Origin of the sequence: Dyadobacter beijingensis DSM 21582, assembly GCF_000382205.1 — a bacterium.
In the GTDB taxonomy this organism is placed as follows: Bacteria; Bacteroidota; Bacteroidia; order Cytophagales; family Spirosomataceae; genus Dyadobacter; species Dyadobacter beijingensis.
This window is the reverse complement of record NZ_KB907790.1, coordinates 182843-206374: the sequence shown is the minus strand read 5'-3', so window position 1 is coordinate 206374 and position 23532 is coordinate 182843. Positions and strand designations below refer to the sequence as shown.

The following is a 23532-nucleotide window of genomic DNA, read 5'->3' as shown; positions in this document are numbered from 1 at the left end:
GGCCCGTATTTGTATCTTTGCGAAAGCATTTGTAATCTAATATGAGTCAATCCGCACTTCACCCCGCTGACGTTACTGATGAACTTTTGGCCGCTTATGAAACCGTAATCGGTCTGGAAGTGCATTGTCAGCTTCTGACGGAATCCAAGCTGTTTACCCGCGATTTCAATATTTTCGGCACCGAGCCCAACACCAATATCGGTCCGTTGACGATCGCATTGCCCGGGACTTTGCCCAAAGTCAATAAAAAAGCGATCGAATACGCCATCCGGCTCGGCATTGCCTGTGGCTGCTCCATCAGCAACAGGACTATTTTCGACCGCAAAAATTATTTTTACCCCGATCTTCCGAAGGGTTACCAGATCTCGCAGGACAAAAAACCGATCTGCGAACAGGGTGGCGTGACCATCTCGTTCAAGCATGACGGCAAGTTGCAGGAAAAGGTGATCCGCTTCCACCATATCCATTTGGAAGAAGACGCGGGCAAATCCGTGCACGACGGCAGCCACACCGAAACCATGCTCGACTATAACCGCGCCGGTACACCGCTCGTGGAGATGGTATCCGAGCCGGATTTGCGTTCCGCGGAGGAAACCGGCGCATTCGTGACGGAAATCCGCCGCCTGGTACGCTACCTGGGTATCAGCGACGGTAATATGGAAGAAGGCTCCCTGCGCACGGACGTGAACGTGTCCATACGCAGGAGAGGCGCCGAACAATACGGTACCAAAGTCGAGATCAAAAACATGAACTCGATCCGCAATATGATGCGTGCCATCGCTTTTGAAGAAAAACGGCAGGTGGCCATGATCGAAAACGGCGAGGCGATCCAGCAGGAAACGCGGATGTTCGACGTGGAAACCGGGCAGACTTATGGCATGCGCGTAAAGGAAACGATGAACGACTACCGCTATTTCCCCGATCCCGACCTGAGCCCGGTAGTGGTTTCGGACGAATGGCTGGCGAGCATCAAAGAGTCCATGCCCGCATTGCCGCAGGAATTGCGTGACAAATTTATCAATCAATATGGTATACCTGCTTACGATGCGTCGGTGCTGACCGATACCCGTGAACTGGCCGAATATTTCGAGGCAGTTTGTGCCAAAACCAGCCATTATAAAGCAGTATCCAACTGGCTGATGGGGCCCGTGAAATCGTACCTCAACGACCACGACGGCGATATTCAGCATTTGCCTATCTCCGCGCAAACCCTGGCCGACCTGATCGAACTCAACGAGTCGGGCGCTGTGAGCCATTCGGTGGCGGCGCAAAAGATTTTCCCCGTGCTTTTGACGGAGCCGAACCGCCAGCCATCGGAGGTCGCATCGGCAAATAACTGGCTGCAAAACAGCAATACAAACGAGCTTGAAACGTTGGTAGATGAGGTTATTAATGCCATGCCCGACAAGGTAGCGGCTTACAGAAAAGGAAAAAAGGGGCTCATGGGCCTATTCGTTGGAGAGGTGATGAAGAAATCCAACGGAGCCGCCGATCCGAAGCTTGTGAACCAGCTGCTGGCGCAAAAGTTGTGAACCACACATTGCAAATCATAAACAGAAGATGATGAAGGAGTTATTCAAACGGAGTGCATTGGTCTTGGGCAGCGCGTTGCTGACCTTCCAGGTCATGGCCCAGATCGAACCGAAAGGCTTTACCATTAATGGCAAGGTAAAAAGCGGCTCCAAAGGCGAAAAAGTGATCCTGTCGCAATCCACCGCCGCCGGATCTTCTGTAAAAGTAGACTCTGCTCAGCTCGGCGCCGACGGCAGTTTCAGCCTCAAAGGCACCGAAAAGGACCGCGGAAGCTTTTTCACCCTCAATATCGCCGACAGGCAAAAATTCCCTTTGCTCGTGGAAGGCGGCGAGACATTCAATGTAACAGCCGACGGTACTCCTCGGGATGATAAAGGCAATGGCGGAAAAGTGAGCATTACCGGCTCCAAAAACATGGAGTATTATGCCAAAGTCGACCAGCTGATGCAGGCATTCGCCGCCAAAGTGACGGGCTGGAACGAGCAGTATGCTACCGCCGAAGAGAAAAAGGACGCCAAAAAAATTCAGGAAATACAGCAGGCCTACCAGGCGGCGGATAAGGAAAGGGTAACCGCTTTACGGCAGATGATCCCGGAAATGGGAACGTCGCTCATCGCGCTTTTCACCGCCAACAACTTCCTGACGCCCGAAGCCGACCTGGACGTGCTGAAAAAACTGGCCGACGATTATTCCAAAGTCAACCCCGTGCCTACGCTCGCGCAGGGCTTCATCGGCTCCGTTAAAAGAATGGCTGGTGTGGCTGTCGGCGAACAGGCACCCGACTTTACGCTGAACAGCCCGGAAGGTAAGCCGATCGCACTGTCGTCGCTGCGTGGCAAATACATATTAATCGACTTCTGGGCCTCGTGGTGTGGTCCCTGCCGTATGGAAAACCCGAATGTGGTGCGCATGTACGGCAAGTTCAAGGACAAAGGCTTCGACATTTACGGCGTATCGCTCGACGATAACGAAAAAGCCTGGAAAACGGCCATCGAACGCGATAAACTGACCTGGCTGCACGGCTCGGAATTGAAGAAATGGAACTCGGGCGTGGCGCAATCTTACGGCGTAAACGCAATCCCGGCCACATTCCTGATCGATAAAGAAGGCAAGATCATTGCCAAAAACCTCCGCGGCGCGGCGCTTGAAACCAAGCTCACCGAACTGCTGGGTGCCCAATAATTCACTTTTTGGTTTATAAATAATAAAATCCGCAGAGTTGATCCTGCGGATTTTTTGCGTTAAAGGTCTTCCAGCTGGTAATGAAACTGTAACGGATCGGCGTATTTGAATTCGTAGGAATAGGTTTTGAAAAACTTGTCCCCCGAAATCATTTTGAATGCGGGCGGCGTTTCAGGCGTTTTGAACGTGGGCGCCTCCCAGCCGAACTGCGCGCAGGAATCGACATACACCTCGCTACGGGTAGGGTGAAAAGGTGCGGTAATATTGAATGTTTCATTCTGAACGCCCTGGGTAATCACCGCTTTGATGATCGCCGCCGCATCGTCGCGGTGAATGTAGTTGACGGGAATATCGCCGGTTGTCATATCCTTTTGGCCCTGCACATATTTACCCGGAATGCGGTTATAGCCCAGTAATCCGCTCATGCGAAGAATGCTGACCGTTTTTTCCGGCCTTAATGCGGCGATTGCATGCTCGGCCGCCACCATTTCGGGCTGGGCCGAATGCTCCGGCAGCTGCACATCGCTTTCGAATGCGGTTTGGCTCAAATCGCGGTACACGCCGGTGGAGCTAACAAAAATCACCTCCGTGGCCGGCGATTGGCGTATCGCGTCGGCGACCATGCGCATCTGTGCGGAATAGTTGCCGGCCACATTCTGCGACATTCGCGGCGGAATGGCGATCACAATGACGTCCGAATCGAAAAACGGCCCGGTAATGTCGGCATCGAGGCCGGTATCCGGGTTGAGCGGTATCACGAAACCCCGGATGCCCGCAGCAGCGAATTTGTCCAGTTTATCCGCGGAAGTGGTACTGCCTTTTACTTCCGATGTAATACCGCTGCCAAGTAACCGTTTAGCTAATGCAAACCCGAGCCAGCCGCAACCCAGGATGCTAACGCGTTTTTTTCCTACTTTTGAAACTTCTTTCGACATATTATTCTCGTTTCCACCGAATGGTTTATTTCAGGTCCCTTCTATTCGTTCTGTTCATCGCGCTCATTCAATTTTCGTGCAAAACCGATCAGCGCAAGGAAGCCGACATCAGCAATATCCGCTTTGAACTGGTTTCCAAAAATCTCGACGAAGAGCTATTCTCTTGCAAATCCGTTGAAGACGTGCAAAAGTTCCTCGATAGCCACCCCGCGCTGGTCAAAGGTTACTTCACCGACGCGCCCGTAGAACCGGCCAAATTGGCTTCGCACTTGTTCACAATCCTGCAAAGCCCCGATTTGCGGGCCTTCCGCGCGCAGCTGGATTCCATTATCGGCGACCGCAAAGTCCGAATAGTCAATCCGCTCACTGATGCATTCAAGCGCATTAAGGCACATTACCCTGGTTTTCCAATCCCGGAAATCCAGTTTATGATCACCGGCTTCACCGGCAACGACCTGTATATCTCCGACTCGCTGATCGTCATCGGCCTCGACTACTTCGGTGGCCCTGCGGCGCGTTTCAGGCCCAATGTATACGATTACCAGCTTCGCCGTTACCAGCGCGAGTACATTGTACCCTCGATCGTTTTCTTCGAATCCAACAAATATAACCGCACCGGCGCGAACGACCAGACCTTACTTTCAGATATGATCGGCTACGGCAAAGGTTATGAATTTGTGAGACAAATCATGCCCCAAACACCCGACAGCCTCATTATCGGCTACTCGGCCGACGACCTCAGGAAAACTTATAACAGCCAGACGGATATTTGGGCTTATTTCATTTCCAGCAAGCTGCTCTACGAAAAAAGCGACCTGAAAAAACGCAAGTTCATCGAAGACCGGCCGTTCACGACCGAGATCGGGAACAAGGTGCCGGGTGCGATCGGCCGCTGGGTAGGCTGGCGGATCGTGAGCCGGTTTATGGCCGAAAACCCTGCTGTCACGCTTACCGAGCTGATGGAGATCGACAATGCCGCCCGAATTTTGCAGGAATCGGGATATAAGGGGCAAACAGACGAAGACGAGTAAGTTTTTTACTTACTTTTGCGTCAAACCATTGTCCAGACCGCATTTAAATGCCTTTGACGCTCATCATTCTCCTCCTGCTTGTCCCCGGTTTTGTAGTGATCGGCGTATACCTGGAACGGAAGGTTTCGGCCTTTATCCAGGACCGTCTGGGGCCGATGGAGGTAGGTAAATGGGGCCTTTTGCAGCTTTTTGCCGATTTGCTCAAACTACTTCAAAAAGAAGATATCGTACCCAAAGCCGCCGACCGGCGACTGTTCCTGATTGCCCCGTTCGTCATTTTCATATCGGTTTTCGCAGGTTTCGCCGTGGTACCCCTGGCGCCGGAACTGGCGGGCTCGGGCGCTGCCGTGGGCGTATTTTTCCTGCTGACGATCGTTTCAGTGGATGTAATCGGCCTGCTGATGGCCGGCTGGGGTTCCAATAACAAATTTGCCCTGTACGGCGCCATGCGTGCCGTGGCGCAGATCGTGTCTTACGAAATACCCCTAGGCCTTTCCATACTGTGTGTGATCATGCTCACGCAAACGCTGGATTTGCAGGTAATCAGCTATCAGCAGGGCATTTACGCGCCCGAAACCATTTATCTTTTCGGAATGCGTGAACTGGGGATCAATGTAAGTGAGGTAGGCGGGTTTCTCACCTGGAATATCATCCGTAACCCGTTCCTGCTGATTGCTTACGTGGTATTCTTTATCGCCACGCTCGCTGAATGCAACCGAGCTCCGTTTGACCTTCCCGAAGGAGAATCTGAGCTCGTGGCCGGCTTCCATACCGAGTATTCGGGTATGCGCTGGGCATTATTTATGCTTTCGGAATACGGGATGATGCTGCTGGTATCGCTGCTGGGCGCGATCCTGTTCCTGGGAAGCTGGAACACGCCGCTGCCGAATATCGGCCCGGTTAAACTCGCCGACTGGACCAGCGGTGCGCCCGGTACATTCTATGGCTATGTGACCGGTATTTTCTGGCTGCTGGGCAAAGCCTTGTTCGGCATCCTCATCCAGATGTGGGCGCGATGGACGCTCCCCCGCCTGCGTGTAGACCAGCTCATGTACCTCGGCTGGAAAGTCCTCACGCCCGTGGGACTTGTATTATTCTTCATTTCAGGCGTTTGGCGCCTGATAGGCGTCTGATCATTTCGCGATCTCGGCGCCGTCCAGAATGTAGTTCATCTGGTAAATATCGTCGGCATTGAGCTTCAACGTGCCGGTAAAGGTCAGCCGCTCGTCGGTTTTGAATTTCCTTCCGTCCTTTTTCTTGAAATTCAGGGTCATGACCGTTTCCGGGCCGGCTCCGCCGCAGAAAAAGCAGGCGCTGAACGGAAATGCGGAAAGCACGTACAAATTTGCTTCCAGATCAACCGGAAGGATGTAACCTGTGATCGAAACCGGCTGGTTTTTCAATTTCTGCACGCTCGGGCCGAATGTCGGGTGAAGCATGTAGATCGATTCTTCGGCATACCATTTCTTTTTAAAAGTCACATCCCGCAGCGTTTCCCAGGTCAGTTTCACCGGTTCAACGGCCGGTTTGAAAGCGAACAATGAGACCATGCAGAAGAATAATATGCTGATTTTGACAGATTTCATCAGTATTCCAATTTTGTATTACAATGATTTGTACCGGGTTAACAAATTTACACACATTATTATTCCTCCGCCAGCGTCCGGGAGATATTCAACCGGTAAATACCGAGCGAAGGCAATGCCGCCGCCACGATGCCGATCGCGATAGCGCCGAAAAAAAGGTAGATTTCCTCGGGCTGCAATGCAAATTGGCCCAGCGAATAGTGGAAATCATCTTCCGCCGCATTGGAAAACACCCATAACCCCACCCGGCTCGCGATAATGCCCGCAAAAAAGCCGATCACGGCGAGCGAAAGCCCCTCGATCAGCAGCATCAGGAACAGCCTCGTGCGCGTGGCGCCCATGGACAGCATCAACGCCATTTCGTATTTGCGGTCTTTCAATGAATTGTAAAGTGATATGAACACGCTCACGCCGGCGATCGAAATAATGATCAATGCGAGCGTCCGCAGCGTTTCGATCCCCACGCCGAGCAGGGAAAACAGACGGTTTATTTCGATACTGGGCAATGCGGCCTGCATCGAGGTGTTGTCGTTGATCTGCCGCGGAATGGTAATGAGGCCCATCGGATTGCGGAACTGGATCAATGCGCTGGTCACATCCTTGCCTTCTTCGTCCGGTTCCGGGTCCACGTGTGATGGGCCGTCGCTATGCTCCACCTCCGCAACTTCGGGCGTTTTGCCGCCTTCCGAATGCTCGTGAATGTCCCAAACGCTCGAAAGTCGCGTAACAATAAGCTGGTCCACGACGGTACCGCTGGATTTGAAAATGCCTACTACCTTATATTTCTTGTCCTCGTGCTTCTCCCCCTCCGAATCCAGGCCGTGCGAGCCGGAAAACTGGTCGCCGATTTTCAGCTTCGAGTCCCGTGCCACCTTACTGCCGATGGTCACTTCCATCGACGCGTTATATAAATGTCCTTCGGCCAATTTTACATTGAAATGCTCGATGTACTTCGGCGTGGTGCCCAGAATGCGGAATCCCTGGTAATTATCGCCGATCGAGAGTGGGATGACCGTCTTCACAAATGGATTTTTGCGTAATGCATTCACCTCGGCGAGCGGAATGTTGCCCGTGGGCGCGTCGATCTGGTAAATGCTGGAAAGGATCACCTGCAAAGGACTGCCTTTGGCGCCAACCACCATATCGATGCCTTTGAGATTGCGTTTGAATTGCTCGTCGAGCTGCTTGTTGAGCAGCAGAAGCAGGGAGATCATACCGATACCGAGGGTGAGCAGCAATGCGCTCAGAAAGCTGTTGAGCTTTTTCTCCCGGAGATTGGCCATGCTGATCTTGAAGAGGTTCATTCGGATATGGATTAGGTCTGAAACGCGGCGCAGGCCGGTTATATGTTTGAAATACCTGTTTTACAGAAATACCTGGTTGGAGAACTCGTCTTTCAGCCGCTGGTCGTGCGTGACCACTACCAGGCTCGCGCCGATCTGCGCGGATTGTTTTTTCAGAAGCTGGATCACGCGCTGGCAGTTGTCGTCGTCGAGGTTCGATGTGGGCTCGTCGGCGAGGATAATGTTCGGATTGTTCATCAGCGAGCGGGCAATGCTCACGCGCTGCTGCTCTCCCTGGCTCAGCTGGTTCGTTTTTTTGGATAAATGGTCCGCAAAACCGAGCTGTTCTGCCAGCTCCCGGGCTTTCCGGCGGTCTTCCTTCTGATTGGCGAGGTAGTTGGAAAGCAATATATTGTCCATGACCGACAGCGAGCTCACGAAATGCGGGCGCTGGTAAATGATCCCGATATGCTTCGCGCGCGTGGCCGTAACTTCCTGCGGCGTGAGGTTTTTAATGGATTTGCCCGCGATCACGATGTCCCCGGATTCCGGTTTCAGGAGCAGGGCCAGCAAATGCAGCAGGGTCGTTTTGCCCCGCCCCGACTGCCCGAGAATGAGCAGCGTTTCTTGATCATTACAATGGATATCGGGGAACGTGAATTTCTTCTGGGTGGAATAGGAAAATCTGAGCTGATTACTCGAAATCATCGTCTTGTGGGCTGTTTGCGTACGCAATGATAACGAAGTTTTGCCTCGTTTCCAGTCAAAACGTTTGCTTATGTACGGTTTTCGGCGCATTCTGCACGGTGCCGTTACATTCGAATGCGCGCTGGTTTTGAAAAAACAAGGTCAGTACAAATAAAACATTGTTAAAATCGTTGAAATGGTGTTGCATCCTGAAGAAAACCAACAACTATTCTATTTTTGCAAAAAAATCGATCTGAAAATGCGTAGAAATTTCGACTTGAGAAGAGTATCCGGAGCGTTAGCTATGACCCTCGTTTTCGGGCTTTTACTATCATCCAGAGAGGTAAAAGCGCAGAGCCGGGGCTTCTTCGTTCCGTATTCTACCGCAGGTTTTGGTATTGGTACTTCATCTTACTACGGCGACCTCGCACCTTATCGCCGTCCGTTGGCCTCTACCTTCAAAATGGCCCGCTGGAGTGTAGGCGGAAACTACACACGCCACTTTACACCACGTATCGCCGCACGCGCGAGCTTCATCTATGCGCGCATTGCCGGGGATGATTACATTATGAACCGCGACTCGAAACATGAAACGAGCATTTTCTACGCGCGGAACCTGCATTTCCGTAACGATCTGAAAGAATTCTCGGTGCAGGGTATCTACAAACTCACGCCCGATAACCGCAGCTACGACCGCCGCCCTCAGCTGGGCTGGTACCTGTTTGCGGGGGTAGCGCTCACCGCACACAATCCCAAAGCACTGGATTCACTGAAAGGCGACTGGGTGAAATTGCAGCCGCTGGGTACCGAGGGCCAGGGTAATGAAGGTTATGAAAAACCTTATTCGCTCGTCCAGTTCGCGATTCCGATGGGTATTGGGGTTCGCTACAAAATCAATTCCAAATTTGACATTTCGGCAGAACTTGGATACCGCAAAACATTTACGGACTACCTCGACGATGCCCACGGCAACTACGCCGATCCGGCATTGTTTGCGGATGATCCCCTGGCAGCACATATGGCCAACCGCTCGGCCGAACAAATTGCGGTACGCAAAGGCGTAGACCGTACCGATGGCGTGAGAAGGTTCCTCCAAGCCAATTACCAGGGCATGGACAATGTGCCTAACCCGCTGGAAACCCTTCCTACAACGGGTTTCGCAGCACCGGGCACGGCGCGTGGCAACAGTCCTACCCAGAAGGACGCATACCTTTTCGGTATGATCCACATTCATTACATGCTGCCTTCACAGATCAAATGTCCGCCACTGAAATAATTGCTTACCCCGTTGAAGTATTATTCTAAACATTTAAATATCAAATACTTGCCTGCTATCATGCTGGCAGGTATTTGTTTTTTCCTGACCATCGCACAAGTGCGGGCGCAGCGCGTCGAGATCGGCGCGGGCATCGGGGGCTTCAACTACCGGGGCGATATTTCTCCTACTTTCCGGTTCCGCTTTTTTAAACCGGCCGGGAGCCTTTTCTTCCGGTATAACCCCAACCAGGCATTATCGCTCCGTGCGGAGGTGGCGGGCGGGTTCATCGGTGCCGACGACAAGCAGAGCGACGATCCTTTCCAGCAGGCCAGGAATATGTCTTTCCGAACGACGATCTTCGAAGGCAGTGCCGTGGCTGAATACAACTTTCTTAACTACCAGGACCGCCGGTTTGCCGTCAATTGGAGCCCTTATGTGTTCGGCGGCCTCGGTTTCAACAAGTTTAACCCGAATATTCAGACCAGTTCCTACAAAACCTCATGCCTCGTGCTGCCTTATGGCGTAGGCATTAAATACCAGATCCGCCGCCCCTGGAACATTGGCCTCGAATATGGTACGAGAAAGACATTTACCGATTACCTGGACAATCTCGGCGGCGACCCAACTTCCACGGATAAATTCCAGCAGGGCGATCCTTCTGTAAAAGATACCTATTTTTACGTCCGTCTTTCGGTCACCTATACCTTCTACAAAATCTTCTGTCCTTGATTTATGAGAAAAGTTCTACTCATTGTTTTCGCCTTGGTTGCAGTTGCGTCGGCGGGCTTTTGGGGAGTCAGAAAATACACAAAATCATTCAGCCCGGAGGCGGTTGCCGAAACGACTGAAAACGGGGTCAAAGTCCACGTCACTTACAGCCAGCCGGGCAAAAAAGGCCGGATGATCTTCGGCCGCGAGCAGGACAAGGCATTGCTTCCTTATGGCAAAGTATGGCGTACCGGCGCCAACGAAGCCACCTTAATTGAATTTCCGGAAGATGTGATCATGGGCGGCAAGCCGGTGAAGGCGGGAACCTACTCGCTCTTTTCGGTACCCGGCCAAAGCAGCTGGAAAATCATCCTGAATTCTGAAACAGGACAATGGGGTACGGAATACAACGACGGCAAAAACGTCATGAATGTAGAAGTACCGATCCGAATCCGGCCTTCGGTGCAGGAATTGTTCCATATTTACTTTGAACCCATTCCCAATGGCGTGAATATGGTCCTGAGCTGGGACCAGACCGAAGCGCTCGTTCCTTTTACCCACCCTTAGCATTTCACGGCTTACGCCAGTATTATGTTTGTTGATGCTATTGAAAAAATAGATCAGTTTACCCGTCCGGTTCACTTTATTATCCGCTACTATGCCGGAAGCGACATCGTCCCCGGTACGGCTACCCTATTTTTTGTCAATGAAGATGGTTTCGCAGTCACGTGCAGGCATGTGGCGCGACAGATTTTGTATGCCAACAGCATTTACGAAAACTACCTGAAATTCAAGGGTGAGCTGCGCAAATTCGAAAAAGACCCCGGCCTTGCCACGCAGCGTAGCCTGCTCGAAACCCAATACAAAATCGCGCCTGACAGCCCGATACGCATTCTTTTCAACTTTATACATTGCGTATCGGCGTATAAGGGGCTTACCATTCACCTGCATCCCACGCAGGACCTGGCCATTATCCAGTTCCGCAATTTCGAATCGACGCAATACCAGTCGCATGCGCAGTTCCTGAAAGATTCTCGGCTGGTGAAGCAGGGTCGGTACCTGTGCCGGCTGGGTTATCCATTTCCGGAATTCACGAATTACCGGTTCAATAAGAACACCGGCGACATCGAATGGACGGCAGAAGGCAAAGTGAAAACGCCGAGTTTCCCCATCGATGGCATCGTAACACGGCATATCGGCGATAATAACAACGAGGTAGTAGGCATCGAAATGAGCACGCCCGGTCTGCGCGGGCAAAGCGGCGGACCGCTATTCGATCCGAACGGCCTCATTTACGGCATGCAGAGCTCTACCCGGCATTTGCACCTCGGTTTCGACCAGGTGAACCGCGAGGTGACGATTGACGGGCACCGCAAAAAAGTCTCCAACTACCCATTCCTGAACGTCGGGCAATGCGTGCATGTGGATGTGATCAAGCAATTCCTGAAAGAAAAACATATCAAATTTTACGAAGCCGATCCATCCTGACCAGCCGTTACAACACGAGCAGCAGCTCTTCCAACCGTTTGATATTGTAGGTAGGCTCCTCGTCGAATTCCAATCCGGCCGGGTTGAGGTACACCGTGTCCATTCCCACCTGCTTCGCTCCCAGGATGTCGGCGATCCAGTTATCGCCCACCATGAGGCTTTCAGAAGCGGTAGTTCCCGCGATTTCCAATGCAAACTCGAAAATGCGCCGGTCGGGCTTCTTGGCATTGGCCGTCTCGAACGTCACGACATTTTCGAAGAAATGCCCGATTTCCGAACTGGCTATTTTCCGCGCCTGGATTTCGTTGAAACCGTTGGTGATAATGTGCATGCCATACCCGGCTTCCGCCACATAATTGAGCAAGTCGAGCGCGCCTTCCAGTAAATGCTTTTTGGTGGGCAGCGAGGTCAGGTATAATTCGCCGATTTCGCCGTGGTGCGGCGGGCATTCTACGCCCAATTCAGCGAAAACCATCTTAAAACGATTCTCACGTATATAGCTATGGTGCAACTGGCCCTTGTCGAATGCGTCCCAAAGTGCAGTGTTGATTTTAAGGAAAGAACACACAAAAGCCTCGCAGGACGAGATGCCGTACTTTGTAAGCTCTTGATGGTGGAAAATTTCTTCCAGCGACTCGGAAGAATTTCTTTCAAAATCCCAAAGGGTATGGTCGAGATCGAAGAAGATATGTCTGTATTTCATATCTAAGAAAAATTCAATTTTTATTAAAAAAGTGAAATTACAATTCTCGTCTGACAAATTTTGATCCACCTCTTCGGAATTCGATCTAATTCGGCGCCGATATCGTAAGTTATTCGTTAAATTCAATTATTTATTTTAATATCCCTAGATTGCGCGGGCAACGAACTTACCGTATCAAAAAGATGCACAAGTTGTTAACATCTGTTAACGGCAAATAATTTTTCTGCAAAAAGGAACTGAAACATTTGCAAATTATTTTCCAAATCCATTTCTTTGATTCGTATAATTCGAAATGCCGAAAAATCACATCTAATTTTCACCTAACCAGAAAGGAGAAACAATATCGACGAACCGCTCTACGTTAACTAAATCGAATAGTAAAATGGAGAAAGTCCAGGTTAGCGACAGTGAGTTGGTAACATTGTATATCCGGGGCAATGAGAAGGCTTTCGAAAAGCTTGTTCAGCGCCATAAGTCGAGAATATACACCACTATTTATCTGATTGTCAAGGATCAATATGTAGCCGAAGATCTATTACAGGATACATTTATCAAAGCCGTTGACACGATTAAAGGTGGGAGATATAACGACGAAGGTAAATTCCTGCCTTGGATTATACGTATCGCACACAACCTCGCCATTGATTATTTCAGACGCGATAAACGCTACCCCAATGTAGTGTTCGAAGATGGGAGCAGTGTTTTCAACACGCTGGATTTTTCGGAAGATTCCGTTGAGTCGATCCAGATTCGTCAGGAAACACATGAACAGCTGCGGGAGATGATCCAACGGCTGCCGGATGTGCAGAAGCAGGTTCTGATCATGCGCCATTACGAGGACATGAGTTTTCAGGAAATTGCCGACGCCACGGGTGTGAGTATTAATACGGCATTGGGGAGAATGCGTTACGCGTTGATAAACCTGCGTAAGCAATTTAACCAACGTGCCCCACAGTATGACAAAAACCTTTACTTACGATGATGTTGTAAGGTATCTATATGCCGAAACAACTGAGAATGAAAACGCACAGATTGTTGAGGCGCTCGCACTTGACGACAACTTGATGAACTTTTATCTCGACTCGCTGGAAATTCAGAGTCAGATGAACAAAATCACACGGACCCCATCCGACAATGTGATCTCAGAAGTTTTCAGATATTCGCGACAATTCTCTTCTAAAAGACCTGCTGCACTCCTTTACTAGGGCGAGTCGGCAGGTTTTTTGTTTCCAGCTATCGACACGGTAGCTGGAAATTGTCATTACCCTTAAGACTGACCCGGCCGGCTGCTGGCTTGCCGGTTTTACAATATTTCTGTGTCGGACCTCCACCCTTCGCAGGACCATGAACCTATTATGCAAAAAAAAGAACGCTATAAACATTTCCTGGACTATTTTACCCAGAACTTCCCGGAACCTGAAACCGAACTGCATTACGGCAATCCCTACGAGCTACTGGTAGCGGTGATCCTGTCGGCACAATGCACGGACAAGCGGGTCAATATGGTTACGCCTCAGCTATTCGAGCGCTTTCCCGATCCGGAATCGCTCGCAGCTTCCAATGCGGAAGAAGTTTTTACCTATATCCGCTCCATTTCGTATCCCAACAACAAGGCCAAGCACCTGGTAGGCATGGCCCGCATGCTGGTGGAGCAATTCAATTCCGAAGTACCTTCCACGGTGGAAGAACTGCAAAAAATGCCCGGCGTAGGTCGGAAAACGGCTAATGTCATTGCATCGGTGGTTTTCAGCATGCCGGCCATGGCGGTAGATACGCACGTTTTCAGAGTGTCGCGGCGGCTTGGGCTGGTGCCTGTGACGGCCAAAACGCCGCTGGCTGTGGAACGCGAGCTGGTAGCGCACATCCCGAAAAGCCTGATCCACAAAGCGCATCACTGGCTCATCCTGCATGGACGATACGTGTGCACAGCGCGCAACCCGCAATGCTTCCAGTGCCCGCTGTCGCCTTTTTGCAAATACTTTGAAAAAAATGTAAAAATCGACGTTTTTCATTCCTGATTACAACCAATTTCGCAATGCGGGGGTCTACCCTCAAACTAAAACAATCCCATTAATTACTTAAAAAAGCAATGAAGCGTATCAATTTGGTTTGGTGTCTATTATTGACAATCGTGGTCGGGCTGTCGTCCTGTATGAAGGATGACAACAAGGATGAGGAGAAAATCGCTGAGAATGAAACTCAAATCCAGGCATTTATACAATCGGATAGCCAGGGCGGCACCGCGGCGAGAGACAGCAGCGGCTTGTACTATATTATCCGCAAATCCAATCCCCAGGGCGTATACGCGAAAGCAGGCCAGGCAGCCACTGTTAAACTGAATGGCTACCTGCTCGACGGCACCAAGGTATTGTCGATCGAAAAGGATTCTTCGCTGAGCTTCCCGGTTCTGGGCTACTCAACCGGCTTCCCGGGACTGGAAAGAGCTATTTTTCTCATGAAAACCGGAGAAAAAGCAACGTTCCTGCTGCCTTTCTACCTGGCGTTCGGAAACATCGACCGAACGAATGTTCCCGCCTATTCTGTGATCCGGCTTGAAGTGGAATTCATCAAAACCCGCACAGAAAAGGAGCAGATCGACGACTACCTGAAAGCCAAAGGCTTCCCTAAGTATGAACGCACAAGCGACGACCTGGTGATCATTCGCACTAATACAGTAACGGGAGACACATTGGGCGTAGGCAAGTCCGTTTCTGTGAAATATGTTGGTAAGTTCCTGAACGACAAGAAATTCGGCGAAGGAACATTTAACCATACAACCGGAACAAGCGGCACCATCGCAGGTTTTGACAAGGCTATCCGCAAGATGCGCAAAACTGAAAAAGCCATCGTCGTATTCCCGTCTGCATTGGGTTACAAAGATCTCGGAAGCTCCGATGGCGTGATCCCGAGATATTCACCACTGCAGTTCGAAATCGAGATCTTGCCATAATATTGATAACATCGCAAGCGCCGGCCTCATTGAAGCCGGTGCTTGTTTCTTATGACCGCGGCCAGTTTTGAGATAATGTCGGCCAGTCGCGCATAAGTCAAATCTGAGCCGGAGGGAAGGCAAATTCCTCTTTCAAACAAACTTTCTGAAACGCTGCCTCCGAAATGGGGCAGCGTTTTGTATATCGGCTGGCAATGCATGGGCTTCCACGTTCGCCGGCACTCGATACCTTCCGACGCCAGTGCCATTAGAATGTCTTCCGGCGACAGGTGTTCACGCTTAATTTGCAAGGCGCTTAACCACCGGTTGGATGACATATCAGCATTACCTGTCTGAAAATGAATACTTTCGATGCGGGACAATGCATTTTGGTAAGTAAAAAAATTGGCCCGACGCTGCCTTACCCGCATATCGATGACCTCCAACTGCCCCCGCCCGATGCCCGCACATACATTACTCATCCCGTAGCTGTAACCTATTTCCCGATGCTCGTAATGCCCCACCGGCTCGCGTGCCTGGGTCGCGAGAAAGCGGGCCTTTTCGATGTAATGCGCATGATCCGACAGCATTGCTCCCCCGCCGGAAGTGGTGATAATTTTGTTACCATTAAAAGACAATACCCCGATATCGCCAAAGGTCCCGGCTTTCCGGCCACGGTATTCCGAACCGAGCGCTTCCGCGGCGTCCTCGATCAATGGGACTTCGTGTTTTTTACACAAATACACAGTTTCGTCCAGCATCGCCGGCATTCCATACAAATGCACGACGATCACGGCTTTGGGCTTCTGCCCAAGGTGTGCGTAATGCAAAATAGCGTCCTCCAACGCATTCGGGCACATATTCCAGGTTACCGGCTCACTGTCGATGAATACCGGCGTCGCGCCTACGTACATGATCGGATTGGCCGTAGCGACGAAGGTGAGCGACTGGCAAAGCACGATATCGCCTTTGCCGATGCCAAGCGCCAGCAATGCCAGATGAATGGCCGCAGTCCCCGACGATACTGCTAATGCATGCCTGCTGCCTGTATAGCGGCATAACCCTTCCTCGAATGCATCGATATTCGGCCCGACCGGTGCAATCCAGTTCGTATCAAATGCCTGTTGAACGTACTTCATTTCCCGCCCGCTCATATGCGGGGGCGAAAGATGGATTTTGTATTGCATAGTGTGTTTCGTTTAAATGATAACCCTCGCTGGATTTCCAACAACCTTTGCATAATCAGGCACATCGCGCACTACCACTGCGCCCGCCCCGATCACGCACTCTTTACCGATAGCAATCCCCGGCGCCACCACGCTTCCCGCACCGACGAGCGTGCATTCTCCCACACGTACGCTCCCGCACAGCGTAGCGGCCGATGCAATGTGAACGAAATCGCTGATCAGACAATCGTGATCGACAATAGCTCCGGTATTGACGATTACATGATCGCCGATGCAACTCCCCGCCTGAACGATCGCGCCATGCACAATGACCGTCCCCTCACCGATTACGACCGTGTTATCCACAATCGCCGCGGGATGAATGGCTTTTCCAAAAGCATGGCACACAGAGTCAGCTATGCGCTTGCGATCCTGATTGTTGCCTATTGCGATGATGAGCTTTTCCGATCCCTTGAAATCAGGCGTATACGGGCGTATAACGTGCGCGCCAGGCTGCCATAGCCCGATCCTATTGTCGTCGAAAACACCTGTAACCCGTTCTCCGCAGGCTGAGAGAATGCTTACCACGACCTTCGCATGGCCGCCTGCGCCGTGGATCAGCATGCGGCGTTTCCTTCGGAGGGAGCGGCTGCCGCATTATCGCTGCCGCGGTAAACTCGCAGCATTTGGAGTGCTGTTTTGTAAATGATCAGCATATCCATCTGCCATGTGACATTGCTGACGTACGCCGCATCATATTCCAATTTCTCCTCCCAGCCAAGGTTATTCCGGCCGTTGATTTGTGCCAAACCGGTCATACCCGGCTTCACAGCGTGGCGCAAATGCTGCTCCGCATTGTAAAGCGGCAGATATTCCGCCAGCAGCGGCCGCGGGCCGACGATGCTCATATCTCCCCGAAGCACGTTCCAGAACTGCGGCAGTTCGTCCAATGACAACCGCCGGATAATCCTCCCTAGCCGGGGAATAGGCCGACTGGCACATTGCATGGTCCTGAATTTGTAGATCAGGAACAACTGCCCGTGCAAGCCCGGCCTTTGCTGCACGAAAAACGGGCTGCCTTTGAAATACACCCATAAAAGCGGCGGCAATACAACAAAAAACGGCAACGAGGTAATCAACCCCGTTGCCGCCAGAAAAATGTCTGAGATCCTTTTTCCTCTTGAAAGATACATGATGTCATACGTTAAACAGCTCCGGATATTTATCTGGGGCCGCTTCTCGCATGATTTCGTAAACAGTTTCAAAAATGTCGTCCATATTGGGCTTCGAGAAATAATCGCCGTCAGAGCCGTAAGGCGGGCGGTGATCTTTCGCAGCAATCGTTACCGGAGCCGAATCCAGCCAACGGTAAGCATGCTGCCCTTCCAAAACCTGTTGCATCATAAAACCCGATGCACTCCCGGGCAGGTCCTCATCGGCGAAAATGACCCGGTTTGTCTTCTTAATGGACTCCACTATCCTGTTGTCGACGTCGAACGGCAGGAGTGTCTGCACATCGATGACTTCAACTTCAATGCCTGAATGCTGCAATTGAGAAGCGGCCTCCATTACTATACGACACATTGAGCCATAGGTAACAATGGTGATATCACTTCCTTCCCGTAAAATTTCGGGTTGCCCCAATGGAATGCAGTATTCGCCGACATTATCGGGCAAAGTTTCTTTCTGGCGATAGGAATTCAGCGGTTCCACGATCAACGCAGGATCGTCGCCTTGCATTAATGTATTGTAAAAACCGGCCGCCTGGGTAAAGTTGCGCGGAACAACCACGTGCAGGCCGCGAAGGCTGCTCAGCATTGTACCCATCGGCGAGCCCGAATGCCAGATCCCTTCCAGCCGGTGCCCGCGCGTACGAATGATCAGCGGGGCTTTCTGGCCTCCGGCCGTCCGGTAACGAAGTGATGCCAGGTCGTCCGTGAGCGTCGCCAACGCGTAGTAGATGTAATCGAAATATTGGATTTCAACAATAGGGCGCAGGCCGCGCATCGCCATACCGATCCCCTGGCCGATGATCGTCGTTTCACGGATTCCGGTGTCGGTAATGCGGATTTCGCCGTATTTTTCCTGCAAACCCGCGAAGCCCTGGTTCACATCGCCGATAAAGCCGATGTCTTCCCCCAATGCCACCACACGCGGGTCTTTCGCAAAAAGTGCGTCGAAATAAGACCGTATCACTTCCCGCCCGTCGACAACCGGGCTATGCTCAGAAAATACCGGGCTGATCGGCTCAACGAGCATCGGAGACTCGGGCGTTTCGCTGTATAAATGCGTGTTGAAACGCGCTTTGTTCGCTTTCAGGTTATCCTTCAAAAACAGCTGTAATGCTTGCTTTTCCGCGTTTTCCTCCCTGCCGATGATCCGTAGAACGCGGCGCACGGCGGCGATCATATCCCGGCGGACGGGCAGATAGGTCTTTTGCAGATCGAGAATGGCGCCGTTGATCTCGGTCGTCAGTGTGCTGGCGCGTGCTGCGTCCTGCAAAAGCTGGATCGTTTCGTTGTACTCCGCGTCCAGCTCCTTCCGGTAAGCCTGCCAGGCCGCATTGCGCTCGTTCAGCGCCTTTTCCTTGGCCTCCCGCTCGATCTCTTCCAGCTCGTCGTCGGTAGCGTAGCCGTTTTTCAATATCCAGTCCCGGAAACGGACGTTGCAGTCGCGCTCACGTTCCCAGTTCAGCCGCTGTTTCGACTTGTAACGCTCATGCGAGCCAGAGGTGGAATGCCCTTGCGGCTGCGTCAGTTCGGTGACGTGTACGAGCACCGGTATGTGATTTTCGCGGGCTAATTTGGCCGCCTTTTGATAAGTTTCAACCAGCGCAGGATAATCCCAACCACTCACGGCCATGATCTCGATGCCGTCGCCGTCTTCATTGCGCTGCAAGCCGGCCAATGCCTTCGAAATACTGCCCTTAGTTGTCTGATATTCAACAGGTACCGAAATACCATAACCATCATCCCACACGGAAGCGATCAGCGGGATCTGCAACACGCCGGCCGCATTCATCGCCTCCCAGAACATTCCCTGGGAAGTGGAGGCATCGCCGATAGTCGAGAACACCACTTCGTTTCCCTCCCGGGAAAATGTGGTCATATCATGCAATTCAGAATTTTCGCGGTATAATTTGGAAGCGTATCCGAGGCCCACAGAGCGTGGTATCTGGCCTGCCGTAGAAGATATATCGCAAACGGAATTGTACAATTTCGTTTGATCCAGCCACTGACCATTCTCATCTACCCAACGCGTGGAAAAGTGGCCGTTCATCGACCGGCCGCCCGTGTTCGGTTCGTGTTCCAGATCGGCATGGGCGTACATTTGGGCAAAAAATTGCTGCCAGGTGAGATTCCCGACAGCCGCTTCGATGGTTTGGTCCCTGTAATATCCCGAGCGAAAATCACCGGGTTGAAAAACTTTGGAAAGTGCAATCTGTGCAACCTCCTTGCCGTCTCCGAAAATTCCAAATTTAGAACGACCGCCCATAGTATCCTTCCTCCCCAGCAAACTTACCTGACGACTCTCGCATGCGAGGCGGTAATCGTCGATAATCTCTTCCTTATTCAAAACACTGGAACCGGTCAAACTATCATTTTGAAGCATAAGCAAAAATCACGGGTTTTAATCCGTTAGTTAAATTACGTTTTTTTGAATGCAAGCCAAAATTAGGCAGGAAAATAATAAACACTACACCGCAGCGCGTACTTTTGGGGCATTGTTAATATTGGTTAACGATTATTATATTTAACTTTTTAAGCATTAATCTTGTTTAACAATAAGTTTTTCACCACTTAAAGTATAGTTACAACTATGAAAGTATTCTTTTCAGCGCTGGTATTGATCCTCGGGCTGACCACCGTAAGTTTTGCACAGAAAGGTGTGCTGAAATTCAAAGAAGAAACACACAAATTCGGCAAAGTACCACAAGGAACACCCGTTACGCACGAGTTTGTATTCACCAACACAGGCTCTGATCCCGTGATCCTTTCAAACGTAACCGTTTCTTGCGGATGTACTACACCGGTATGGTCCAAAGATCCTGTACTTCCTGGTAAAACCGGTTCCGTAAAAGCGACATTCAATGCAGCAGCAGCAGGTCCTTTCAACAAGCCTGTAACCGTTTTCAGCAACACAGAAGGTGGTTCAATTACCCTTTACCTTAATGGAGAAGTGGTTCCCAAAGCAGCGGCGAAACCGTCTTCCAAATAAACTTTCAGCAAAGATTTTTGCAGTGGCCGTTCCAGTGGGACGGCCATTTTTGTTTGGTTACTAACTGATTAATAGGCCGATCTGTCGTAGAATGACCGGCGGCGGGTCACTTTCAGATCTTGCAGGATGGCCGACTTCACTTTCAACGTAAAGTTGTAGTTGCTCGCCCGGGCGGCGCTGCCCGCAAACGGCGTCCAGTTGAAACTCATATCCCAGCAATGCAGGTCGCGCGCGAGACCGATCTGCGTGATCGTCGGCTGAAATGCTACGAAGTCGAACCCGGTGCTGAGGGTCACTTTGAGGTTTTTGGACAGACTTAAATCACCCGTAGCCTGTACCGCCTGGATAATGGTGGCTCTGGAAAGACCGGTTTTCGTCAACCCGAAGTTGTAGTTCAGGGAGATATTCCAGGGGATATTGAAATCGACGTACAAATCGGGGTTCTGCCGGACATACTCCATTGCCTCTTTCTTGGCCTGTGCATTCGGGTCGTTCGGGTTGGTCTGGTTATTGTTGGTATTGGTATTATTGTTAGAAGTGCTTTTCGGGGAGAAGCTGGTTCCTAATGTAAAACCAAGGTTTTGGAGGTTGGCCAATCCTTGCCCCGAAGTAATGGCGTACTTATTAATTTTTGTACCAATCTGATTACCAGTAATATTCGGGTTTGCCACGTACGTGTACGGGTCCAGGTTCATGTTGAAGTTCAGGTTCAGGTTACGCCCGATCCGCGCATTCGCATTAATGGTGATATTGGATAAATTCAGGGAGTCGGCCAGCAGGTTGTAGCTTCCGCCCAAGCTCAGGTTATCCAGCAGCGACACTTTTTCGAACTGCTGCGCCGCCGTGTCGCTCTTGCTTTTCAGCTTCATTTCGAACGAGTTATTCAAACTGAAAGAGATCACACTCGACGCCCGCCCGTTCGCCACACCCGACCCGACCCCGCGGAATTTCGAAAGCGACAGTTCGCGCACCTCGCCCTTCCGGTCGGTTACCTGGATGCGCTCGTAGAACCCGAAAGCGTCGCCGGTAAAATCTGGCGTATAAGTGAATGATACCGAAGGAATTACCGTGTGCCGGATGGCTTCCAGCCGCTTGCCGCCGAAGAAGAATGTCCCGTAAAAACGCGTGTTCATACCCGCCCCGAAGTTGTAGGAATACTCAGTCCCAACCTTTTTCAAAGTATCGATACGGATCGAATCACGGCCTGTTTTCGTGTAGCGGTATTGTTTTGTAAATACCTCGCCGGACAGCGACATGCTTGGGGTAATGTTCACAAAACGCAGCACCTTGAAGTTCGGCAGTGAAATCGGCAGGCTGTAACGGCCGGTAAACTGCGCGTCCTTCAACATGTCGGGAAGGTTGTTCAGGTTAAATGAAACCACCTTCGTTTTGTTCAGGCGACTCGTATCGATCTTCGCATCGCTCACGACAAAGCCCAGGCGGCTGTAAGAAGTATCGACGGCCGTAAGGGAGTTCGTCAATGCGTAATTTCCGCTGAAATCGAGGCCGAGACGGAAGCTTTCGTACCAGCGACCGCTGCCGCCTTTCAATGCGAAAGGCGCGATCTGGTTCACACCGAAGCTGAAATCGGACGAAACGTTCGTCTTGCCGCCCTCGCGTCGCTGCGTCGTCGGGTTGATCTGCCCGAAGTTCTGGTTCACGCGCAGGGACGCCGCGCCGCGCATGTATTGCCCGAATGTGCGGTTGTATTGTACCGAGGAACTGGCCACGTTGGACGTATATCGGTTCACATCGAACGACTGCTGCTGGTTATAGGTATTGCTGCTCACGTTCACGTTCGCCGAAAACGTAGAATTCCCCCTCGCCTTGGGCGCGTGCGACCATACGACGCTGAAATCGTTGGTACCGCCGGTTCCCAGCAGCCTCTGAAGCTCGTCGCTGGATTTGTTTTTATTGAATGCGAGAGAAAAATTACCCGAATACTTGTAACGCTCGATATAGGTCGATTGGAGCCGCAACCCCCAGCTGCCATTGGAATAAATCTGCCCGGTTACCTCCGCATTAATGTACTCGCTGATCGCAAAATAGTAACCCCCGTCGCGCAGGTAAAACCCGCGGCCGTTAGGCTCTTCCCCGTAGGTCGGGAAGATGACGCCGCTCGTACCGTTTTCCTTCTTTTTGGGAAAAGGGAAAAACCCGAATGGCAATGCAATGGGCAGCGGTACATCGCTGATAACGAGGTTGAACGGCCCCGAAATCACCTGCTTCTTGTTCACCATCTTGATTTTCGGCGCATTGATGAAGTAATGCGGGTGGGTAAGGTTACAGGTGGTATAAATGGAATGCCGTATGTAAAAATTGCCCTCCGTGTCCTTCTTCACCTTTTCCCCACGGATATTACCATCGCCCTCCTGGGTAACAATACCCTGAATAAGCGCCTTTTTAGATTTGAAATTATAGCGGATTTCCTTGGTATTGTACGTCTCCGGACCATCCTGGAAGATCGGCTCGCCGGCCATTTTCTTTGCCGTTGAATCATAAGTCCCGACGGCGTACACCTCGTTGGTGATCCAGTTCAGGCGGATGTAATTGGCTTTGAGGTTAATGGTCCCGTAGTTGACTTCCGCATTGCCGTACAAATGAACCTGCTTCAAAACAGCGTCCATAATCGTAGAATCCTCAGAATGGTATTCGACCGTATTTTCGAGGTCATCGGGGTTTTTCAGCGTATCGGCAACTGTGGAATCGGCTGGTAAACCATTGTTAGCGAGCGTACTATCTGCGTTTACGCTACCTCTCGGAACGGACGTAGCAGGTTGGCCGGCACGGGAAGTATCCGTACCTGCTTGCTTTTGCACTGTAAG

General features: G+C 51.2%; 22 protein-coding genes. 12 read left to right on the top strand and 10 right to left on the bottom strand.

What is annotated here, in order from left to right:
* Positions 1-41: 41 nt before the first annotated feature.
* Complete coding sequence (gene gatB / locus H144_RS0124490) at positions 42-1532, top strand: Asp-tRNA(Asn)/Glu-tRNA(Gln) amidotransferase subunit GatB (RefSeq protein ID WP_019944750.1); 1491 nt, start codon at positions 42-44, stop codon at positions 1530-1532.
* 28 nt (positions 1533-1560) lie between these two features.
* On the top strand, positions 1561-2715 hold the full coding sequence (locus H144_RS0124485) for a TlpA disulfide reductase family protein (RefSeq protein WP_019944749.1): 1155 nt from the start codon (positions 1561-1563) through the stop codon (positions 2713-2715).
* A 59-nt stretch (positions 2716-2774) separates the two neighbouring features.
* On the opposite strand, the gene H144_RS0124480 is transcribed toward H144_RS0124485, so the two are convergent.
* Positions 2775-3650 carry an NAD(P)-binding domain-containing protein gene (locus H144_RS0124480; protein WP_019944748.1) on the bottom strand — a complete coding sequence of 292 codons (876 nt, stop codon included), beginning with the start codon at positions 3648-3650 and terminating at the stop codon, positions 2775-2777.
* Between the two features lie 20 nt (positions 3651-3670).
* On the opposite strand from H144_RS0124480, the gene H144_RS0124475 reads away from it, so the two are divergent.
* Both H144_RS0124475 and H144_RS0124470 read left to right on the top strand, forming a co-directional pair.
* Entirely contained in the window at positions 3671-4681 is a 1011-nt protein-coding gene (locus H144_RS0124475; RefSeq protein ID WP_019944747.1) for a gliding motility protein GldB-related protein, read from the top strand.
* Positions 4682-4728: 47 nt separating this feature from the next.
* The gene (locus tag H144_RS0124470) at positions 4729-5814 is read left to right on the top strand and encodes a complex I subunit 1/NuoH family protein (protein ID WP_019944746.1); all 1086 of its coding nucleotides are present in this window, start codon (positions 4729-4731) and stop codon (positions 5812-5814) included.
* On the opposite strand, the gene H144_RS0124465 is transcribed toward H144_RS0124470, so the two are convergent.
* The 3 genes from H144_RS0124465 to H144_RS0124455 are packed head-to-tail and all read right to left on the bottom strand — an operon-like array spanning position 5815 to position 8258.
* Positions 5815-6267 (bottom strand): YEATS domain-containing protein, encoded by a 453-nt coding sequence (locus H144_RS0124465; RefSeq protein ID WP_019944745.1) that lies wholly within the window; start codon positions 6265-6267, stop codon positions 5815-5817. It abuts the gene before it with no gap.
* A gap of 59 nt (positions 6268-6326) precedes the next feature.
* Entirely contained in the window at positions 6327-7571 is a 1245-nt protein-coding gene (locus H144_RS0124460; protein ID WP_019944744.1) for an ABC transporter permease, read from the bottom strand.
* A gap of 60 nt (positions 7572-7631) precedes the next feature.
* Positions 7632-8258, bottom strand: a complete 627-nt coding sequence (locus tag H144_RS0124455) for an ABC transporter ATP-binding protein (protein WP_019944743.1) — start codon at positions 8256-8258, stop codon at positions 7632-7634.
* Between the two features lie 283 nt (positions 8259-8541).
* Between H144_RS0124455 and H144_RS0124445 the strand changes: the two genes are divergently transcribed.
* Genes H144_RS0124445 through H144_RS0124430 form a run of 4 tightly spaced genes read left to right on the top strand, consistent with a single transcriptional unit; the run spans position 8542 to position 11691 of the window.
* Entirely contained in the window at positions 8542-9513 is a 972-nt protein-coding gene (locus tag H144_RS0124445; RefSeq protein WP_019944741.1) for a DUF6089 family protein, read from the top strand.
* 60 nt (positions 9514-9573) lie between these two features.
* Positions 9574-10224, top strand: a complete 651-nt coding sequence (gene porG / locus H144_RS0124440) for a type IX secretion system protein PorG (RefSeq protein ID WP_019944740.1) — start codon at positions 9574-9576, stop codon at positions 10222-10224.
* Positions 10225-10227: 3 nt separating this feature from the next.
* A complete protein-coding gene (locus H144_RS0124435) occupies positions 10228-10770 on the top strand; it encodes a DUF2911 domain-containing protein (protein WP_026350965.1) in 543 nt (180 codons plus the stop codon).
* Positions 10771-10794: 24 nt separating this feature from the next.
* Entirely contained in the window at positions 10795-11691 is an 897-nt protein-coding gene (locus tag H144_RS0124430) for a S1 family peptidase (RefSeq protein ID WP_019944738.1), read from the top strand.
* A 7-nt stretch (positions 11692-11698) separates the two neighbouring features.
* Here the strand turns inward: H144_RS0124430 and H144_RS0124425 are convergent, their stop codons facing one another.
* Complete coding sequence (locus H144_RS0124425; protein WP_019944737.1) at positions 11699-12394, bottom strand: YjjG family noncanonical pyrimidine nucleotidase; 696 nt, start codon at positions 12392-12394, stop codon at positions 11699-11701.
* Between the two features lie 382 nt (positions 12395-12776).
* Here H144_RS0124425 and H144_RS0124420 point away from each other — a divergent pair, with 382 nt between their 5' ends.
* The 3 genes from H144_RS0124420 (at position 12777) to H144_RS0124405 (ending at position 15344) form a co-directional block, all read left to right on the top strand.
* The gene (locus H144_RS0124420) at positions 12777-13376 is read left to right on the top strand and encodes an RNA polymerase sigma factor (RefSeq protein WP_015813074.1); all 600 of its coding nucleotides are present in this window, start codon (positions 12777-12779) and stop codon (positions 13374-13376) included.
* Between the two features lie 373 nt (positions 13377-13749).
* Positions 13750-14412 carry an endonuclease III gene (gene nth, locus H144_RS0124410; protein WP_026350964.1) on the top strand — a complete coding sequence of 221 codons (663 nt, stop codon included), beginning with the start codon at positions 13750-13752 and terminating at the stop codon, positions 14410-14412.
* A gap of 71 nt (positions 14413-14483) precedes the next feature.
* Positions 14484-15344, top strand: coding sequence for an FKBP-type peptidyl-prolyl cis-trans isomerase (locus tag H144_RS0124405; protein WP_033403246.1), 861 nt, complete (start codon positions 14484-14486; stop codon positions 15342-15344).
* Positions 15345-15370: 26 nt separating this feature from the next.
* Here H144_RS0124405 and H144_RS0124400 read toward each other — a convergent pair whose 3' ends face one another.
* From H144_RS0124400 to H144_RS0124385, 4 genes are read right to left on the bottom strand one after another with little or no spacing between them, the layout of a single operon-like run.
* Entirely contained in the window at positions 15371-16510 is a 1140-nt protein-coding gene (locus H144_RS0124400) for an aminotransferase class I/II-fold pyridoxal phosphate-dependent enzyme (protein ID WP_019944733.1), read from the bottom strand.
* Between the two features lie 12 nt (positions 16511-16522).
* Positions 16523-17113 (bottom strand): acetyltransferase, encoded by a 591-nt coding sequence (locus H144_RS0124395; protein ID WP_019944732.1) that lies wholly within the window; start codon positions 17111-17113, stop codon positions 16523-16525.
* Entirely contained in the window at positions 17107-17682 is a 576-nt protein-coding gene (locus H144_RS0124390; protein ID WP_026350963.1) for a sugar transferase, read from the bottom strand. The genes H144_RS0124395 and H144_RS0124390 overlap by 7 nt, the downstream gene beginning before the upstream one ends.
* Positions 17683-17686: 4 nt before the next feature.
* Entirely contained in the window at positions 17687-20101 is a 2415-nt protein-coding gene (locus H144_RS0124385; protein WP_019944730.1) for an alpha-ketoacid dehydrogenase subunit alpha/beta, read from the bottom strand.
* Between the two features lie 207 nt (positions 20102-20308).
* Between H144_RS0124385 and H144_RS0124380 the strand changes: the two genes are divergently transcribed.
* Positions 20309-20707: a DUF1573 domain-containing protein gene (locus H144_RS0124380; protein WP_019944729.1), complete on the top strand. Its 399-nt coding sequence runs from the start codon at positions 20309-20311 to the stop codon at positions 20705-20707.
* A gap of 68 nt (positions 20708-20775) precedes the next feature.
* Here the strand turns inward: H144_RS0124380 and H144_RS0124375 are convergent, their stop codons facing one another.
* On the bottom strand, positions 20776-23526 hold the full coding sequence (locus H144_RS0124375) for a putative LPS assembly protein LptD (protein WP_229207983.1): 2751 nt from the start codon (positions 23524-23526) through the stop codon (positions 20776-20778).
* Between the last annotated feature and the right edge of the window lie 6 nt (positions 23527-23532).

Excerpts from the sequence above, each read along its gene's own strand:
- H144_RS0124485 (WP_019944749.1), top strand. The coding sequence starts at position 1,561 with ATGATGAAGGAGTTATTCAAACGGAGTGCATTGGTCTTGGGCAGCGCG.
- H144_RS0124445 (WP_019944741.1), top strand. The coding sequence starts at position 8,542 with ATGACCCTCGTTTTCGGGCTTTTACTATCATCCAGAGAGGTAAAAGCG.
- H144_RS0124475 (WP_019944747.1), top strand. The coding sequence starts at position 3,671 with ATGGTTTATTTCAGGTCCCTTCTATTCGTTCTGTTCATCGCGCTCATT.
- nth (WP_026350964.1), top strand. The coding sequence starts at position 13,750 with ATGCAAAAAAAAGAACGCTATAAACATTTCCTGGACTATTTTACCCAG.
- H144_RS0124420 (WP_015813074.1), top strand. The coding sequence starts at position 12,777 with ATGGAGAAAGTCCAGGTTAGCGACAGTGAGTTGGTAACATTGTATATC.
- H144_RS0124395 (WP_019944732.1), bottom strand. The coding sequence starts at position 17,113 with ATGCTGATCCACGGCGCAGGCGGCCATGCGAAGGTCGTGGTAAGCATT.
- H144_RS0124400 (WP_019944733.1), bottom strand. The coding sequence starts at position 16,510 with ATGCAATACAAAATCCATCTTTCGCCCCCGCATATGAGCGGGCGGGAA.
- H144_RS0124460 (WP_019944744.1), bottom strand. The coding sequence starts at position 7,571 with ATGAACCTCTTCAAGATCAGCATGGCCAATCTCCGGGAGAAAAAGCTC.
- H144_RS0124480 (WP_019944748.1), bottom strand. The coding sequence starts at position 3,650 with ATGTCGAAAGAAGTTTCAAAAGTAGGAAAAAAACGCGTTAGCATCCTG.
- H144_RS0124380 (WP_019944729.1), top strand. The coding sequence starts at position 20,309 with ATGAAAGTATTCTTTTCAGCGCTGGTATTGATCCTCGGGCTGACCACC.
- H144_RS0124455 (WP_019944743.1), bottom strand. The coding sequence starts at position 8,258 with ATGATTTCGAGTAATCAGCTCAGATTTTCCTATTCCACCCAGAAGAAA.
- H144_RS0124430 (WP_019944738.1), top strand. The coding sequence starts at position 10,795 with ATGTTTGTTGATGCTATTGAAAAAATAGATCAGTTTACCCGTCCGGTT.
- H144_RS0124470 (WP_019944746.1), top strand. The coding sequence starts at position 4,729 with ATGCCTTTGACGCTCATCATTCTCCTCCTGCTTGTCCCCGGTTTTGTA.
- H144_RS0124435 (WP_026350965.1), top strand. The coding sequence starts at position 10,228 with ATGAGAAAAGTTCTACTCATTGTTTTCGCCTTGGTTGCAGTTGCGTCG.
- H144_RS0124390 (WP_026350963.1), bottom strand. The coding sequence starts at position 17,682 with ATGTATCTTTCAAGAGGAAAAAGGATCTCAGACATTTTTCTGGCGGCA.
- H144_RS0124465 (WP_019944745.1), bottom strand. The coding sequence starts at position 6,267 with ATGAAATCTGTCAAAATCAGCATATTATTCTTCTGCATGGTCTCATTG.
- porG (WP_019944740.1), top strand. The coding sequence starts at position 9,574 with ATGCTGGCAGGTATTTGTTTTTTCCTGACCATCGCACAAGTGCGGGCG.
- H144_RS0124405 (WP_033403246.1), top strand. The coding sequence starts at position 14,484 with ATGAAGCGTATCAATTTGGTTTGGTGTCTATTATTGACAATCGTGGTC.
- gatB (WP_019944750.1), top strand. The coding sequence starts at position 42 with ATGAGTCAATCCGCACTTCACCCCGCTGACGTTACTGATGAACTTTTG.
- H144_RS0124385 (WP_019944730.1), bottom strand. The coding sequence starts at position 20,101 with ATGCTTCAAAATGATAGTTTGACCGGTTCCAGTGTTTTGAATAAGGAA.
- H144_RS0124425 (WP_019944737.1), bottom strand. The coding sequence starts at position 12,394 with ATGAAATACAGACATATCTTCTTCGATCTCGACCATACCCTTTGGGAT.